12 protein-coding genes and 1 pseudogene are annotated in these 15,058 nt (G+C 63.6%); 6 read left to right on the plus strand and 7 right to left on the minus strand.

Translation table 11 applies throughout. From position 1 onward, the window contains the following. Positions 1 to 182: hypothetical protein (locus tag AC4ELS_RS08365; protein WP_499046722.1), on the plus strand; the 182-nt coding region annotated here is incomplete at its 5' end. A gap of 221 nt (positions 183 to 403) precedes the next feature. Here the strand turns inward: AC4ELS_RS08365 and AC4ELS_RS08370 are convergent. From AC4ELS_RS08370 to AC4ELS_RS08380, 3 genes are all read right to left on the minus strand, one after another. Further along, on the minus strand, positions 404 to 3,406 hold the full coding sequence (locus AC4ELS_RS08370; RefSeq protein ID WP_499046724.1) for a DEAD/DEAH box helicase: 3,003 nt from the start codon (positions 3,404 to 3,406) through the stop codon (positions 404 to 406). A 128-nt stretch (positions 3,407 to 3,534) separates the two neighbouring features. After that, positions 3,535 to 5,367 carry a phospholipase D family protein gene (locus AC4ELS_RS08375; RefSeq protein WP_499046727.1) on the minus strand — a complete coding sequence of 611 codons (1,833 nt, stop codon included), beginning with the start codon at positions 5,365 to 5,367 and terminating at the stop codon, positions 3,535 to 3,537. Beyond that, the gene (locus tag AC4ELS_RS08380; protein WP_499046729.1) at positions 5,364 to 6,560 is read right to left on the minus strand and encodes a DUF6361 family protein; all 1,197 of its coding nucleotides are present in this window, start codon (positions 6,558 to 6,560) and stop codon (positions 5,364 to 5,366) included. The genes AC4ELS_RS08375 and AC4ELS_RS08380 overlap by 4 nt, the downstream gene beginning before the upstream one ends. Before the next feature lie 125 nt (positions 6,561 to 6,685). Between AC4ELS_RS08380 and AC4ELS_RS08385 the strand changes: the two genes are divergently transcribed. From AC4ELS_RS08385 to AC4ELS_RS08400, 4 genes are all read left to right on the plus strand, one after another. Further along, on the plus strand, positions 6,686 to 7,594 hold the full coding sequence (locus AC4ELS_RS08385) for a restriction endonuclease (RefSeq protein ID WP_499046731.1): 909 nt from the start codon (positions 6,686 to 6,688) through the stop codon (positions 7,592 to 7,594). Positions 7,595 to 7,894: 300 nt separating this feature from the next. Next, complete coding sequence (locus AC4ELS_RS08390; RefSeq protein ID WP_499046734.1) at positions 7,895 to 8,281, plus strand: hypothetical protein; 387 nt, start codon at positions 7,895 to 7,897, stop codon at positions 8,279 to 8,281. Positions 8,282 to 8,692: 411 nt separating this feature from the next. Further along, entirely contained in the window at positions 8,693 to 9,100 is a 408-nt protein-coding gene (locus AC4ELS_RS08395) for an Ltp family lipoprotein (RefSeq protein WP_499046736.1), read from the plus strand. 224 nt (positions 9,101 to 9,324) lie between these two features. Next, positions 9,325 to 10,125: a hypothetical protein gene (locus AC4ELS_RS08400; RefSeq protein ID WP_499046739.1), complete on the plus strand. Its 801-nt coding sequence runs from the start codon at positions 9,325 to 9,327 to the stop codon at positions 10,123 to 10,125. Between the two features lie 34 nt (positions 10,126 to 10,159). On the opposite strand, the pseudogene AC4ELS_RS08405 reads toward AC4ELS_RS08400, so the two are convergent. From AC4ELS_RS08405 to AC4ELS_RS08415, 3 genes and pseudogenes are all read right to left on the minus strand, one after another. Continuing rightward, positions 10,160 to 11,231 (minus strand): annotated as a pseudogene (locus AC4ELS_RS08405) (HNH endonuclease signature motif containing protein). A 56-nt stretch (positions 11,232 to 11,287) separates the two neighbouring features. Continuing rightward, entirely contained in the window at positions 11,288 to 11,536 is a 249-nt protein-coding gene (locus AC4ELS_RS08410; RefSeq protein ID WP_499046741.1) for a hypothetical protein, read from the minus strand. A gap of 110 nt (positions 11,537 to 11,646) precedes the next feature. Beyond that, positions 11,647 to 12,345 (minus strand): exodeoxyribonuclease III, encoded by a 699-nt coding sequence (locus AC4ELS_RS08415; protein ID WP_499046742.1) that lies wholly within the window; start codon positions 12,343 to 12,345, stop codon positions 11,647 to 11,649. 150 nt (positions 12,346 to 12,495) lie between these two features. Between AC4ELS_RS08415 and AC4ELS_RS08420 the strand changes: the two genes are divergently transcribed. Further along, the gene (locus AC4ELS_RS08420) at positions 12,496 to 13,458 is read left to right on the plus strand and encodes a ribonuclease H family protein (RefSeq protein ID WP_499046744.1); all 963 of its coding nucleotides are present in this window, start codon (positions 12,496 to 12,498) and stop codon (positions 13,456 to 13,458) included. Between the two features lie 18 nt (positions 13,459 to 13,476). Here AC4ELS_RS08420 and AC4ELS_RS08425 read toward each other — a convergent pair whose 3' ends face one another. Next, positions 13,477 to 14,913, minus strand: coding sequence for a neutral zinc metallopeptidase (locus AC4ELS_RS08425; RefSeq protein WP_499046747.1), 1,437 nt, complete (start codon positions 14,911 to 14,913; stop codon positions 13,477 to 13,479). Positions 14,914 to 15,058: the final 145 nt, after the last annotated feature.

Below are 15,058 nucleotides of genomic sequence, written 5' to 3' on the forward strand. Positions count from 1 at the left end.
CCACGACGAACTCACCCCAGCCGAGTTTGCCCTACAGTGGGCCACGACCCACCAACCCCAAGTCGCATAGCGACTGGACCACCAAACGGGTCCCCCTCACGGTCGCCGATATGCGGCTACTCGCCACACTCAATGCCTTCGTCGAGCATGCGACGCGGCAGGTGGGCATATCTGTCGGATGACGGCACGGTGACCAGTCAGGTCGCGTGCGCGGGCGGTTATCCCGGCAAGCTCGAGCGTCGGGCGTATGCGTGTAGCAACTGCGAGGGGTACCACCTCGCATCGAACCGCGCCGACGAGTATGAATCGACGAGAAGTCGGAAGCATGCAGAACGATGCAAGTCCGATATGCCGATGTCAGGCTGATCGATAGCGGTAACCAGTTGCTGACCAGTCGCCCCGCTCAATGAGGGTCCACCGCCGCTGGTGTGAGATCGATTCGAAGCCACTCCACATCCTCACCCACATACCGGATCAAGTCGTCCTGCCGCGGCTGTCCGATGACCGAACGGTAGGCGCCGACTGTACGGAGTAGGCGTCGATACTGCTGCGCCTCGCGGCTGAGTGGAAGCGCAGGCACGTACCGTTCGATCACTGCGCCGTCTGGTCGAGTGAAGATCCAGAACGGCTTGATATCCGAGTCACCCTGAACGCGCGCTGCCACCGCAGCGTCGAACATCGCGCTCCACGGATCCGCGGTCTCGTCGCAGATCGCCGATGCGCCGAACGCAGCAGCGACGTTCTTCCTCACCGCGTGTCCCTTGTACCGATGGACTCGACCTTCGCGTTGCTCTAGGTCGACGGGGTTGCTCGGCAGATTCCAGTGCACGATCGCGTGACTATATGTATGGAAGTCGAGACCCTCTTGGCCAACTGAGGTTGATGCGAGCACGAACGGCCGAAACGGCGAGTTGAACCCAGCGCGAATGGTGGATTCACGCTGTGCTGCTTGTTCATTGGACTGCATCCGCCCGTACCTCGCGGCCAGGTGGCTGCCGATGCGGTGTTCTTCGAGGTTGATCTCCGAGCCGGTGACCGTCACCTGCTCCACGGAGTTCGTGACGGTACGAATAGACAGCGCTTCAACCATGACCGCGCTCAGGGTCTGAGCGCGGACGTAGTCGTTCGCATCTTGCAAGCCCTCGGATTCGATGAGCACATGGGCGTACTCGTCCAGAACGGCTTGCAGGCAACCGTTCAACGAGTGATCCAGAACAGCGCGCCAGTACGACTCGTCATCGCCGGACCGAACGAGTGCGACTATCTCGGGCTTGTTGAACAGCGACCGAAGTCCGTGCGCGACTCGGTAAGCTGCATCGCGGATCTCGTCGTCCTCCAACGAATCATCGCCGCCGGTGACTCGTGATAATGCTCGCAACGCGCACACGCCGGCGCCGGCAATGGCGATTCGGGTGACCACCTCGACGAGGTCGGTCGGTCGCGGGCCGAGCGTTGATACATCAAGTGCTTCGGCGCGCTGTACGTGTGCGGCGAGGCTCGACTCGGTGTCCTCCTCACCGTCCCATGTCCGCATGCGCGGTACGAACGGATCGGCATCTGCCAGATGCCGATCGAGCAGGAAAGGTGCAGCCCAGTACCAACTTTGATCGGCTGGCCCCGACTCGGCTGTTCCCGCCGGGAGCTGAGCCAGCGACTCGGCCACTTTAGTGCGCACGGCCTCGATCATCGATTCGTGGGACAGGGGCAAGGTGGTGTCTTGTTGTCGAGCGATCTCTAGTGGATCGCCGAGACGAGCCAGGACCGGACTGGGGTACAACAGTGCCAGCGCGGGCATGCTGGCGTGGCGACCCGCGCTCATACGGAACTGAAGCGGGGGAGTAACCGGCCGATCGTCGTATTTGCGGTCAGTCAGTTTCGCCGCCTCGATAGCACGGCGCTCCGCCTCGTAGCTCACGATCACCGCGATCGCCTTCGGGACCACCGACCACGCCGAGAAGATGAGTCGTTTCGTGAAGGTCGCGAGCTCTGGGTCGGCGTAGGCGCCGGCCATCTCGTAGTAGGGCAGGGACGGCGGCAACCACGCCAATTGCCATGCGCCGCGATCTACAACGTCATCCATCAGCCCGCGCAGTTTGGCGTTGCCGGGATCAATTCGTTGGTAGCGGTGGACCTCCTCCCAGTTCATGAGCCCGCGACCGTGTTGAAGAATCTTCGCAAGCGTCGCGTCGTGCTGCTCGGCCGCCTCCTGGAACTTCGTCCTCACCTGATACGAGTTTCGGTCCATGAGATTCAGTGGATATGGAGTCGAGCGCCAGTACTCGAAGACGTCGTGTCGATCCACGTGGCGCGCGACAGCGTCGAACGTCTGCCAAGAGCGAAGGTCTTCGGCCGCGAGGCGGGCGCCGCTCATCTCGCGATGCTCAAGCATGCCGTCTCGGTTCTGAGTCGCAGACAGGCGTTCTGTTCGGCACATGACGCGACGGAGTTCGCGCTCGACCACTGCCTTCGCCGCAGCCGCTCCCGTGTGATCTCCACCGGAGAACAGGCTTTCACGCATCGTGCGAAGTTCGCGCTCAACGATGTGGGCACGTTCGTCGTCGGCGAGGAACCTCACTGTGCGGCTAAAATCGCGGTAGTGATCGTCACCCTCGGGTTCGTCCGGCAACGTGTACATCTTGTACGGGGTTGCCGAGAGGAGCAGTACTTTCGCGTCAGGATGGTCGAAGATCGCGTGAGCGAGCTCTGCGCCCTCATCGTTGGCGTCGAGCAGGTCTTTGAACCTTTGAAACTCGTCGAGGATCACCAGGTCAGGTTCGAGATGGTGGACCGCGGCTCGAGAGACGAGTTGACGCAGCTTGCCCACCAAGCGGTTTCGCCGGCTGCTCAGTTGGTAGGTCGGCTTGTCGCGCAGGTAGTTGAACTCGTCGACGCAGGCTTCGAGCTCATCGCGCAGCCGACCGCCGCCGGGACCTTTAGCAGTCTCGATCGACTCGCCAAACGACTGACAGAGCTCCTTGTCGAGAGACGACCTGTCGAACCACTTCAGCTGCCCTTCGAACCGTGAACGTTCGACGCCGCCTTCGAAGAAGCGTTTCCAGCGGGTCGCTGCTACGGCATTCTTGCCCCAGCACTCCGCGAGCATCCAATACAGCAGCACACGCTCCGGTGCAGCGCCTCCGGACGTGCCGACCTTGAAGGATGTTCCGGGTGTGAACGACACGAAGTTGACTTTGTTGTCGCGTAGATTGCGGATCACGTTCGGCAGCAACGTCAGTCGGTCGGCATGCCTCACCGTGTTGCCGTCGACCACCTTGAGTCGGCTCAGATTCTGTCGAGCGATCTGGCTATTCGAGCAGATGTAGACAACGTCGATGCGCTTGTCCGTGTCCCACAGGTGTTCCACGGTCTTGGCGACGAGACCTTTGGCCACCATCGTCTTGCCCAAACCCACCTCGTCGGCAACGAGGAATCGTTTCACCGGATCGTCCGTACCCCAAAGCCGTTCGAAGGCATACTCGACGGTGTTTCGCTGAAAGTCCTTGAGGCTGGACAGTATCTGCTCGGCGTCTGGCTTCATGCGCGATGCTGCTCCTGATGGACCTGCCACACGACATCCCATAACTCTTCGAACCCGTCCGGCACCAACTCGGTACCGTTCGGCAAATCTCGCAACTCCTCGACGAGACTCGCGACGCGCGCCAGTGCATCCTGGTCTCTACCCGCCGCCCGCACCAGCGGTTCGAAGAGCGCTACGTCGGCGTTCGACTGAGCGGGTCGATCGGAGTCGGCGAATCGTTCTGCTCCCATCCCCGCTACTTCGGCGAAAAGCGCGTCGTAACTGGGGTCGCCCAGGAGGAAGACCAGGTAGCGCAGCACGTCTTCCTTACTGCGAAGAATCGAGAACACCGCGTCCTGTCGCCGGTTGTCGACAGCGCCGGTCAACTCGGCTTTGAGAACGCAGCGGCGCGTTACCTTCGCGGTTCCGCTGCCATCGGTCGTCTCCACGACGACGAACGGCGTGACGTTGATCGGCGACACTGTCCACACAAGCTGTGCAGCAAGTGGTTTCGCCTGCCCTTCTCCAAGCGACGCCAACCTCAAGGTCGTCGCTCCGGGCGGATCGACAGGGACGTCGAGCGTCAAGGTCGCCGCGACGCGCTCGTCGTCCATTGTCTCGACGTGGAGGACTGGCCGGCCCGTGGCGAGACGTCGGTGAAACGACTCGAGCATGAACGCTGTTGTCGCCGCTTCGTCGGCGATGCCCTCTTCGGCGGTTACCGAGTACTCTTCGAGGATCTGCGTGAGCCCCGGCGCTTCAGCCGACCCGTTGAGAACTGCGAGTACGCCACATGAGGAGGTCGGTCCCGTCAGGATGGCATCGAACTCGACGTTCCGCGTCCATGATGCGGTGGTCAGGTTGGCACTCCCAGTGAGGACCATCGACTGATTCTGTTCGACGTCAATGACGAAGGCCTTCGCGTGAAGGCCGTCGTGCGATTCGAAGAATCCATCGGGAACGGCTTCGGTGACGGTGTCGACGTCCTCGCTGGGATCGACCTCGGCCAACCGCTGCAGTACGTTGACCTGCCATCCGCACAGAGCGTCGGAGCCCACTTGTTCCAGTGACTCGACTCGAGAAACGACTGTGCGTTCTTCCGCGACGCTGGCCAATTGCTGCACAGCGCCTTTCGACAGGAACGGGCTGATCGCAAGCAGGCGACGACCGCGATCCGGAAAAGGCCAGGTGCGCTGGCCGTCGGCCGCTATCGAGACCAATTCGCCGCCCGTGAACGGTGTAGGTGGTGCGAGCGTTACCTGCTCGAGCGTGCGCGCAAGGTCCTGGAGCTCGTCGGACCGGCTCTTCTCCAGCGGCCGTAGCGCAAGGTTCGGGAGCTGGCGGATGAACTTCGCGGCGGGTGCAGCCTCGATGGCTCCATCGTCCTGCTCATCGAGGATAAGCGCGGTGTCCCAGGACCGGTCGAACGTCAGATTGCGGCTCAGCACGATGACACGGTGGAGATGCTTCTGATCCTCTGTGACGAAGCGCAGCGCCCACATCTTCGGATGGAACAGCGAACCATCTTGCGAAGGTGCGGCCTCCCGCACGCTGTCTTCGACGAAGGTGAGGATGCTGCGGTACTGCGAAGGTACGTGAATTCCGCCTGCCTGGCAGAACACCGTGGTGTGGTCGGCATAACGGCGCACCGCTTCGAGAAGTCGTATTGAATCCAGCGACTTGATGTCCTCGGCATCGTCGCGCTCGAACAGCGCGAACGATAGCGGCGCGAGGAGCAGCGCAGTGAGATTGAGCGAATAGGTCGTCCCGACAGCGACTTCGATGCGGTAGCCGGCCGGCGGGCGCAATGCATCGGTCAGCAGCACGCGCGTTTCGGGGGTGAGCGTCACGCAGCTGCCCTCGCGTCGTACAGATCGCGAAGGTGGCGTCGGGCGACCGACCAGCGGTAATCAAGCCTGCTGAGCCCGCTCCGACCGGACCAGCGGTCCAGGGCGGCCTGGTTCATCAACCGTGCTCGTCCACCTTTGATCTGCCGTTCGCGGCTGCTGATCAGTTTGGCCGCGGCGGAGTCCGTTGTCAGGTCGCCGTCGGACGCGGCGAGGTCTACCCAGGAGTTCACGAAGTTTTTGGTGGCCTGCCGTAGACGCGGATTGCATCTGTGCACGGCGGCCCACCATTCCGAGCGACTCCAGTCATCGAGCGCTTGGGTCGCGTACATCTCGTCGCGCCAGAGCGGGAGTTGAGCCTCGTATTCGGCGACGAGTTCGTCGCGGTCGCTCTTGCGTGCTAGCAGCAGGTTGTACAGCACTGCCGCGCCGTAGATCACCGTGTGGAAGCGGCGGGCGTGGTCGATTAAGTCTTGCAACTGTTCTGGAGCCGCGCCGATGTTATCCACCTGCCAGACGTAGTCCGGCAAGTCATCAGCTTCGTTGCGGATGAGCCATGCCAACATAGAGTCCGTTCTCGACGCCGCGATGACGTCCGACAAATATTGCTCTTCTTCCGGTCGGAGTTCGAAGGTCGTCCTTCCCAGCCAGCCTGCCGGGGCAGATGGAAGGTGCGGATCAAGATCGTTATCCACCAGCAGATCTCGTACCTCGGGGTCGTCTGCGCGTGCGGTTCGGTTCGCGAGGCGACGGTAGTCGTACTGCCGGCGAAAGTACGCCTCCGGCGAAAGGTCGCCATTGCGGATGTTCCATGTGCCCATCGCAGCCCAGTACATGCTGCTGGGCATTCGTTTCAGCTTTGCCCGGGCAGTGTTGCCGATCACACCGAGCTTCTCTTCACCCTGACCGAGCGCGTAGATCAGTTGCAACTCGGACTCCCGAAACCGCGCTCTCATCTCAGTAGCTGATCGATTGCCGCGCGCCGCCTCTTGCATCAACCACGGAATGAACAGGATGTACCGGAGTCGGGTCTGAAGAACCGAGGTGCCTGGGAATAGCGCGTCTGCGAAGGCATCCCTGATAGACCCGATGCCAAGCTCGTCGACCGTCCCTTCTTCCTTGAAGAGGTCCACAACCTCGAGCATTTTGCGCCGCTGCTCGTTGTCCGTGTCAAGCCACCCGAACGAAGAAACCACGGAACCGATTGTGGCTCAGCATCCCGACACTATGTGGGTAATGGGACTACAAGCGCGCGAAGCCGCTGCTCAGTCGTTGCTCGAAGTGCGATAGTGGCGGGATGTCGTCGACTGAACCGGTGCCTATGCCCGTCTGGACTGGGTTCCTCAGGTCTGTACTCGAAGTAATGGAGAACGGGAAACTGTGGAATCGTCGCGCCCTGCTGAGGGCGGTCTGCGACCACGTCGGACTCACCAGTGAACAGCGTTTGGAAACCTTGTCGTCCGGCGAATCCCGGGCCGAGAACCGGGTGGGCTGGGCGGTGAGCGCGCTGTATAAGGCCGAACTGATCGAGAAACCGCAACGGGCTACGTACCAACTGAACAACGCTGGTCGGGACTTCCTGACACAACACCCGATCGACATATCTGAGAAGACGCTCAAGACGCTGCCCGCCTATCAAACCTATTTGTCATCGATCAGGGCTGGGCAACCCGAGTCCAAGAGCGCCGTGGTCGGGCCGACGACGGACGACGCAGCTGACCCACTGGAAATGATCGAGAACGGCGTCACAGCGGTACACGCCGAAGTGGCGGCCGAGTTGCTCAAGCGCCTCCGCGAACAAGACCCGAGCTTCCTCGAGCAGTCAGTCCTCGACGTGCTTGTCGCCATGGGGTACGGAGGCACCGAACAGCGGGCCACCGTCTTAGGGGGATCGGGAGATAGCGGCGTCGACGGAGTAATCGACCAAGACCCGCTGGGGCTGGAACGCGTATACATTCAGGCCAAACGGTATCGCGAGGAGAACAGGGTGCAACGCCCCGATATCCAGGGATTCGTCGGTGCGCTGCACGGGATGGGAGCGAATCGCGGCATCTTCATCACGACAAGTCGCTTCTCCTCGGGAGCGCGCGAATACGCAAAGGGTATCGGCACGAGAGTGGTGCTTATCGACGGACAGCGGCTCAGCGAACTGATGATCAAGTACGGCGTCGGCGTTCAGAAGCGCCAGGTGTTCACGGTCGTGGAGGTCGACGAGGACTACTTCGAGTGATGTGAGTACCCACGCCAACAAGGTCTGCGGGGTGACAATACCCAGCTGTCACCACCGACTCGATCGCCGCCAGCTCCGACGAACTCTGCTCGTGCACTTCGGCCAAGACAAGTCCGAGATGGTAGCGGATCGCGCAGACTCTCAGAGGGATGGGTGCGCCTGTCGAGTAGGTGAAGTGAGATGCCGTGTGCCACCGCGCTATGGATTGGCGAGCAGGACGAGCTCACTGACCGACCGACGTCCGATCGCCGAGACAGCCCGCGTGATCGGAGGCCCGCGGAATCCTGCAAGGATGGGGCGATGTCCGACGAACCGCGTTTTGTCGATGTGGTCAACCCGACGCCGGACGAGATCCGTGCCTGGGCATATAGCGGAGCGTTCGAGCCGATGCAGGACTGGGACCTCGTCATCGCCGATGTGGATAACCTGCAGCTGCTCCTGGAACTTATTGGCGACCAAGCGTGCCCTGCTCGGGACTACCTCCTTGGCAGCTTGTATTGCCTGTTTGGCCATTCGGACCGCACCGACCCACGACTGCTGAGTGCCGCCGAGGCAGCGCAGACAGGTTCGGATCCGTGGATCGCGACGTGGGGTAGGCGTGTTTGTCGGGTCGTTGAGAATCCGTCCGAATTCAATCGCGCGGACTGGTGTGACTGGGGCGGCTATCGCTTGACCCCGAACGGTTAGGTCAAGTCGGCCGCACGCAGTAGACACCGGCTGCAGGCGGTGTGCCTAACCGGTGTCGGCCCCTTGCGGCCCTTTCTGTCGGCACGGATACGAGAGAAGTGCCAGCGGTGGAGCGCCAGATGGTCGTACCAACTGCCCTCCCGCATTGCAGTTTCGCAAGTTTGTCGGTGGGCTCTGTCATTCTGTTCGGCTCGCGTGTGCGAGCGGCATGAACGACGAATGGAGCACACACGATGACTACCTACCTGGTGCGTACCGCCGAGACCAACCCCGCCGGTCGCGCCTCTGCGGATGCGGCGCCACGGACTGCCGGATCTCGAACCGCACCGAAAGAAGAATCTCAGCGTCCTTGCCGCCGGCATCCTAGTGGCACTCACCTGCAGTATCCTCCTGTCTCTCAATGCCATTGGGGTGACGGGACCCACGGCACCGTCGGTGCAGCTGGCCAGTGCCGTCACCAACGTCGAAGAGCGCGGCGAGCCGCGCATCCGTGCTTTCTCTGGGCCCACGGTTCCGCTGGAACCGGTCTCGACGGCAAGCCAGCGCAATGCGGTGCGTAGCGCCAAGGGCTATCTGGACTACAGCGCGTTCTCGCGTCAGGGGCTGATCGAGCAATTGGACTACGAGGGGTTCTCGACGGCAGATGCGATCGTCGCCGTCGACAGCATCGCGGTGGACTGGAATGTGCAAGCCGCGAAAGCCGCCAAGGCCTACCTGGATTATTCAGGGTTCTCCCGCAGTGGACTCATCGACCAACTCGAGTACGAGGGGTACACCCCCGCGCAGGCCGCCTACGGAGCCACTGCAGCTGGGCTGTAGTGGTGCCGCTGGGCGTCGGTCATCGCGTGGTTGTCCTTCGGCGAAAGTAGTAGCCCACGGATCGCTACGCGATGGCCCGCGCCTTGCCGGCCCGTCCAACGCCTTGTCGGCCGGCGGGTTACCGGGCGCTCCGGCCAACGTCAGCTGACCCGCCCGGGAGAGCTGTTCTGTCCCAACAGAATCACCGAAAAAGGCATTGCTGAACACATATTTGGAGGCTTCAAGTGAGCAGGAACAAGGGCTCCTCGGGCGCGGGCGGCGCCATCTTCTTCGTCATCGTGCTCATCGCTATGGCGCCGAAGCCGGTATGGATCGCCCTCGGCATCGCCATTGTGGCTGGAGTGGCGTGCTGGCTTGCGTACAAAGGCGTAGTTGCGCTGGAGAAGTATGGATACGAGAAGCAACAGCGGGACCGTGCGCAGCAAGCCGCGACGGCTGCGAACGCCAAACAACAACGCGAGGAACGCATCCGCATGGAGAAGCAACGGCGCATCGACACGCTCGGCAAGCAGAATGCTGCGCTCGTCGAATCCGCACTGACCGCGGTGAAGCAGATCGCCGCGTCCGAAGCCGCGCGCGCAGGATGGCTCGGCGACGTCGACTTCAGCGCTGACATCAAGACCATCACCGACAACTTTGAGAAAGCGCACGCGCTACGTGGCGTCATCGGAAAGTTCTCGGCACTGGACAAGCCCAGCGTCGAGGACCGCAAGATCCTCGCCGAGGCCAAGACCACCGCCGCCAACCTGGAAGTCGCAGCGATCGAACGGGTGGAGCTCGTCGGAAAGTGCGACAAGGAAGCGGAACTCATCGACAAGTCGCTACGGACCGAACGCGAGGATGCCCGGGTCGCTGAGCAGCGCGCCGAGCTGCACGCGAAGTTGAGTGCGATGCTCTACGGCATCGAAGCCACCCCGGAAACCGCACAGCAGGATTCGACGGTGGACGCGGTGATGGCACGCGTGCAGGCGTATCGGGAGATCAAAAACCAGATTCAGCTGGCCCGTGACGGGGGAGCCGCGTAGGCGCGCACCGCATCGGTGCCGGCCTGCACCACAGTCACAGCCCCCGGAACCACCCCGGTGCGAACGCGATATCCAACCGCGCACTGGACTTGTATCTCGACCACGTTGCGATCCCCGGCGGCTGGCTTGCCGTAGACCCCGCGGGCCGCGGCCACCACCCGGTTGTACTCGGTGGGCCAACGGATTTCGGACGCGATCTGCTCCAGCACCACCCGATCCCGCCCCAGTACCTCAGTGACGATCTCGACTGCGGGCAGTGCGTGCCGCTTGTCGGTGTTGCACCGCGAGCAGGCCAGCACCAGGTTGGCCAGCCCGTCGATACCGACCAGTGACCACGGCAGCACATGATCGATCGGGTTGTCCGCCGGCAGGTGGGCCTTGCAGTAGAAGCAGTGCGGCGTGAACGCCTCTTTGAAGGGCGCGCGCACGGCGGCCAACGCGGTGCGATCCCGGCCGAACAGGTGGCCGGCAATATCGGGCACCTCGGCGGTGAGGAACTTGTTCATCCGTCGCACATCGTCGATCCACATGATCTCCAGCGCAGGCTTGAGCAGGCCGGCGAGCCGGGCAAGACCGGTCGCCACCCCGGGCATCAACTCGATCGCGTCACCGTGGGCGCGCAGCGTCCGGCGGGAGACGTTGGAGTGCAGAAAGCTGTCGTCGTAGAGAAACGGGTCGTTGGTGTCTGCGCCCGGTAGACGCTGTAGCCGGTACAACGGCTGTTGCGCCAGGCACAGGCAGATCTCATCGATGGACGCCTGATAGACGTCCGGTGCGGTCGTCATCGCAACACTCAGTGACGCGCCGTCCCCGGCGGAACGTAACGCCCTGACTGCACGAGGAATTCGTTCGCGTTCACCAGTGGACTGCCGAAGGTCGTGACCCTCGAACGGGCGCACCTGGCGCCAGTACAGCTCCAGCACCCGGTGCGCGAGGTCGGGAATGGGCACCGTCAACGGATCCGACGGATGCTCCGGCAGATTCTCAATGCACTGGTCGATGAGCGCCATCAGAGTGGCCAGCTTGTACGTCGCCACCCGGGCGCCGGTCTCGAGGATCGCCACCACGCGCTGACCGAGTAGCAGGGGATCGATGGCGTCGGACACGAAACCTTGTTACCACGGCCTGCGGGCATTCGGGTGTGGTCGGATCGAGATTGACCCTAGCTCCACATCTGCGGCCGGCGGGGCCGTTGATAGTCGTCGTGTGATTCGAGGACGTTGCCGTCTTCGTCTTCGGCCCACCACCGCTCGAACGTTCCACCGCGCTGCGTGATCACCCGATGCAGCTGTACGAGAACGTATTCCTTGGTGCGGTCGACGGCTTCGTGCGGTGTTGCCCCGATCGCATACCCGTGCACCGCGAGGTCAACGGTCCCCACATCGGAGCTCATGTAGAACGTCACGGTCACGCGAACACGGTGCGGTTCAGACATTTTCGAACCGCGGATGATGCTCAGCGGCCATCGGGTACGCGATGCACACCTCTGATCGTTCATGGTCTCCTTCCATTGGTTGGCCGCTAGCCGAACTCAGCGACAAGTGCCGAGTGGTCGGTCTCGCCGGCAAGCCGTGGCGCGTGGTCGAATTCGCAGGACCGAATGCGTTGCGCGAACTCCGGCGCAGCGAGGATGTAGTCCAGGCGAAACCCGTTGTCGCCGGGGCGGCTGAACCACGAGTACTCGCGGGCGGTCGGGTGCTGGGACCGCCACACGTCGGTGTAGCCGGTCGCGATCAGGCGACCGGGCATTTCCGGTCCGACGAACTTCGTGCCCTTGGGGTCTTTGTCGAGATCGTTGTTGCCCGTGTTGAAGTCACCGATGAGCAGATCGACGCCACTGTTGCGAGCCCGGTCGATCAGTGCTTCCCAATAGGGGAGTTTGGCGTGCGCCTGCGGCAGGTAGACACCGCACACGATCACGCCTTCGAACTCGGCGCACCACAGGTGCCGGGCGGGCAGATTCCGGGTGAAGGGCGCCGCCCGCTCGATCGGCGCACGGGAGGCGATCAAGACGCCGTTCTGCTTGGGCTCGGCCGCGGGATGCGTGGTCGTGTAGCCGGCGCGTTCGAGTTGGGCGACGAGCTCGGTACCCGCGTCGTTGGCCCGGAACTCGGTCACCACGAGCAGATCGGCGTCATAGCCGAGCAGGCGTGCGGCAAGCGCATCACCGAACTTGCTACCACCGTGGCGGATGTTCAGTGTGGCGATTCGCAACGTCATCTGGAGTTCCTCTCGCTCGACGTGGAATCTCCAGCGAGCCGCACAGTATGAACGGGGGTACCGACAACCGGTCGAGCCTCACCGGCGCACCGGGGCATTGTCGGTGCCCGCCTCTACTGTCTGCGCATCGAAACTCGCGGGAGGTGAGCGATGGTTCAGGTACCTCAGGCACGACCCAGGCGCGTCGACCTGGTGTTCGCGCGGCCGCGCCCTGCCGAGACCATCGCGATCGCGGTTGCCGAGGCGGCGTTCGGCTACCGGTATGCCGCGGTGGGGGAGTCCTGGTCGTGCGCAGGAGCGGTGGCGGCGCCCAATCCGGAGGTGGCGGTGCTGGATGCCATCGACGCGGTCCGCGCCGGACACCCGGAGCCGGAGCGGTTCCGATTCGTCGTGAACCTGTCCTGTGGGAGTCCGCTGTGGCGCTACGCCGGGCAGCTCTCCGAGGCGGCGAGGGACTGGTGGATCGAACGCCCTGACCACGCTGATCGATCACTGCTGGCGGCTGCCGTCGCGTGCCTGCAGAACGACTGCCCGGCGCAGCCGGTGCCGCACCCGTCGTCGCGACCCATCGACGGCGGGCCCGTCACCGTGGCGACCGACGGCTCGGTGCGGCAACGGCACGCCGGGTTCGGTTGGCTCGCCTCGTCCGGGGACCACGGTCTGGCCGGGTACCGGTCGTCGCCTAGACGAGTCGGTACCGAACCGGTGCTCGTTGCCGAGCTGCGCGCGATCGGCGCCGCGGTGTCCGCGTTGCCCCGCCACCACCTGACGGTGTTGTCCGACAGCCAGCTCGCCATCGCCACGGTGAACCGCTGGAAGCGCGGCGAGCCGTCCATGCCCGCCGACTACCCCGCGGAGCTGCCTGACCGCGACCACTGCCTGCACGCCGCCCGACGCCGCATCTACGGCGAACGCAACCGAATCGAATTACGTTGGGTTCCAGGTCATTCTGGTGATCCCCTGAACGAGGGCGCCGACGCGCTGGCGCGGTTGGGCTCACGGTACCGACGCGGAGACGCCGATCTCGATGACGACGAGTACCGCCGCCGCGCCGCGGGCATCGCGCAGGCGTTCGCCGCGGAGTTCCGTCGGGTCGCTCCCGTGCCGGCTTAGTGTCGCGTGCCCACCCAATCACACGTGCAGCGCAAGGCAGTGTTGGACGTCGCCCAACACTCCAGCCCGGAAAGCGTCGATGCGGGCAAAGCCTGCCGGCACCGACTTCCCGTTCACGTCGGAGGCAGCCAACCCATTGGTGAGCAGACCGGCCACGGCCTCATCGAGATCACCCGCGGTGAGCGCCACCGTGTTGCCGTCTGGAGTACTGACCTGGCGAGCCAGCTGTGCCGTCGCCACGCCCGTCAGGCAGGCGGTACGCAGCCCTGCCTCAGGTGAATCCAGCGGCAGACCCTGGGCATGCTGCAGCGCCAGCATGTAGCGCGAGATCAGCACCGAGTAGGCGGTGTTGTCACCGGAGAGCCCGTTCCCGCCGCGTGGAGCGCCCAATTTCTTCAGCCCAGGCAGATCGACGGCGATGGTGTTGGACGCCGGACAAAAGGACGCTGGAGGCGTTGGCCGCGCGTCCGGGCATTTGGCGGCGGACGCCACATTGAATGACAGCGCAGGCGGATCGGCCGGTTTGAACAGGATGGTCAGCGCCGCGACGACGGACTTCACCGACTCGCCCGACACCGGCCATTCGCCGGATTGTCCCCGCTGCAGGGCGACCGGCAGATCGCCGCGGCGCCCCTTGACCTCGGCGGCGTCAATGCGTTTGCATTCCGACGGGCCGTCGGCGAACCCGAACTGGAATGCCGAAATGCGCTCGAACGCCGAGCCGTGTTCGCCACCGCCGCCCGCCGGCGTTCTCTTCCCGGTGAGCAAGGGATCGCGGAAGGACAGCATGCCCGCCAGTTGGTTGTTGAGTCCGGAACCGGTGGACAAGGTGAAGCGACGCGATTTTCCTTCGGCGACCCAGCGCATATAGGCGCCGGCAAAGCAGTCGGCCTGCTGCTCGGCGACGAGTACCGACGTGTTCGGGGAGTTGAGTCGGGCTTGGTGCTGCACGGCGTGGCCATACTCGTGTGCCAGCACCATGGTGACGGCCATATCGCCGTACGCCGTGCGCAGGCCGGGCAGCAGAACCCCGCGGTCCCACCCGATGGAACTGTCCGCTGAGCAGAAGGCGGCGTTGACCAGGCCGGCGGTGCCCGATCCGCAGAAGGATCCGCCCCGGGCTTCGGAATCCCACGAAATAAGCTGCTGCACAGGGGAGAACGTGCCTGGGAAGGCATCGCCCCAGGCTCCCTTCCAATAGTCTTCGACGTCGCTGACCGCTTGCGCGGCAAGGACGTCGACAGAACCCCCATCCGTGCCTTTCGCCGTGCGTGCCGGCTTCGGCGCCCCTGCCCGTAGCCCCGACGGCCCTTCGGTGACGCGCATGCCCGCCACGACGGCGGGATCAAAGGAATCGGTCTTGCCGCCAAGGCGCGAGCCGCAACCCGACACCATCAACACGACGACGAACGTCATTGCAGCCCAGCGAAGCTGCCGTTGGATCCACGGGGTCATCCGGTCACCACCTTCGGGCGTCAGCGGCCACGCCCCAACCTGCAAACAATAACGCGTACCGTCCGCGGTCGGCGGCGATCCACGGTGTGCGCCCCGTCAATCCGACCTGAACTGGTTCCGGCTCAGCACGACTGACCATCATCGG

This window comes from Mycobacterium shunyiense (assembly GCF_058270035.1).

Coding starts and splice junctions, on each gene's coding strand:
- AC4ELS_RS08385 (WP_499046731.1), top strand. CDS start 6,686: ATGCCCGTCTGGACTGGGTTCCTCAGGTCTGTACTCGAAGTAATGGAG.
- AC4ELS_RS08390 (WP_499046734.1), top strand. CDS start 7,895: ATGTCCGACGAACCGCGTTTTGTCGATGTGGTCAACCCGACGCCGGAC.
- AC4ELS_RS08415 (WP_499046742.1), bottom strand. CDS start 12,345: ATGACGTTGCGAATCGCCACACTGAACATCCGCCACGGTGGTAGCAAG.
- AC4ELS_RS08420 (WP_499046744.1), top strand. CDS start 12,496: ATGGTTCAGGTACCTCAGGCACGACCCAGGCGCGTCGACCTGGTGTTC.
- AC4ELS_RS08425 (WP_499046747.1), bottom strand. CDS start 14,913: ATGACCCCGTGGATCCAACGGCAGCTTCGCTGGGCTGCAATGACGTTC.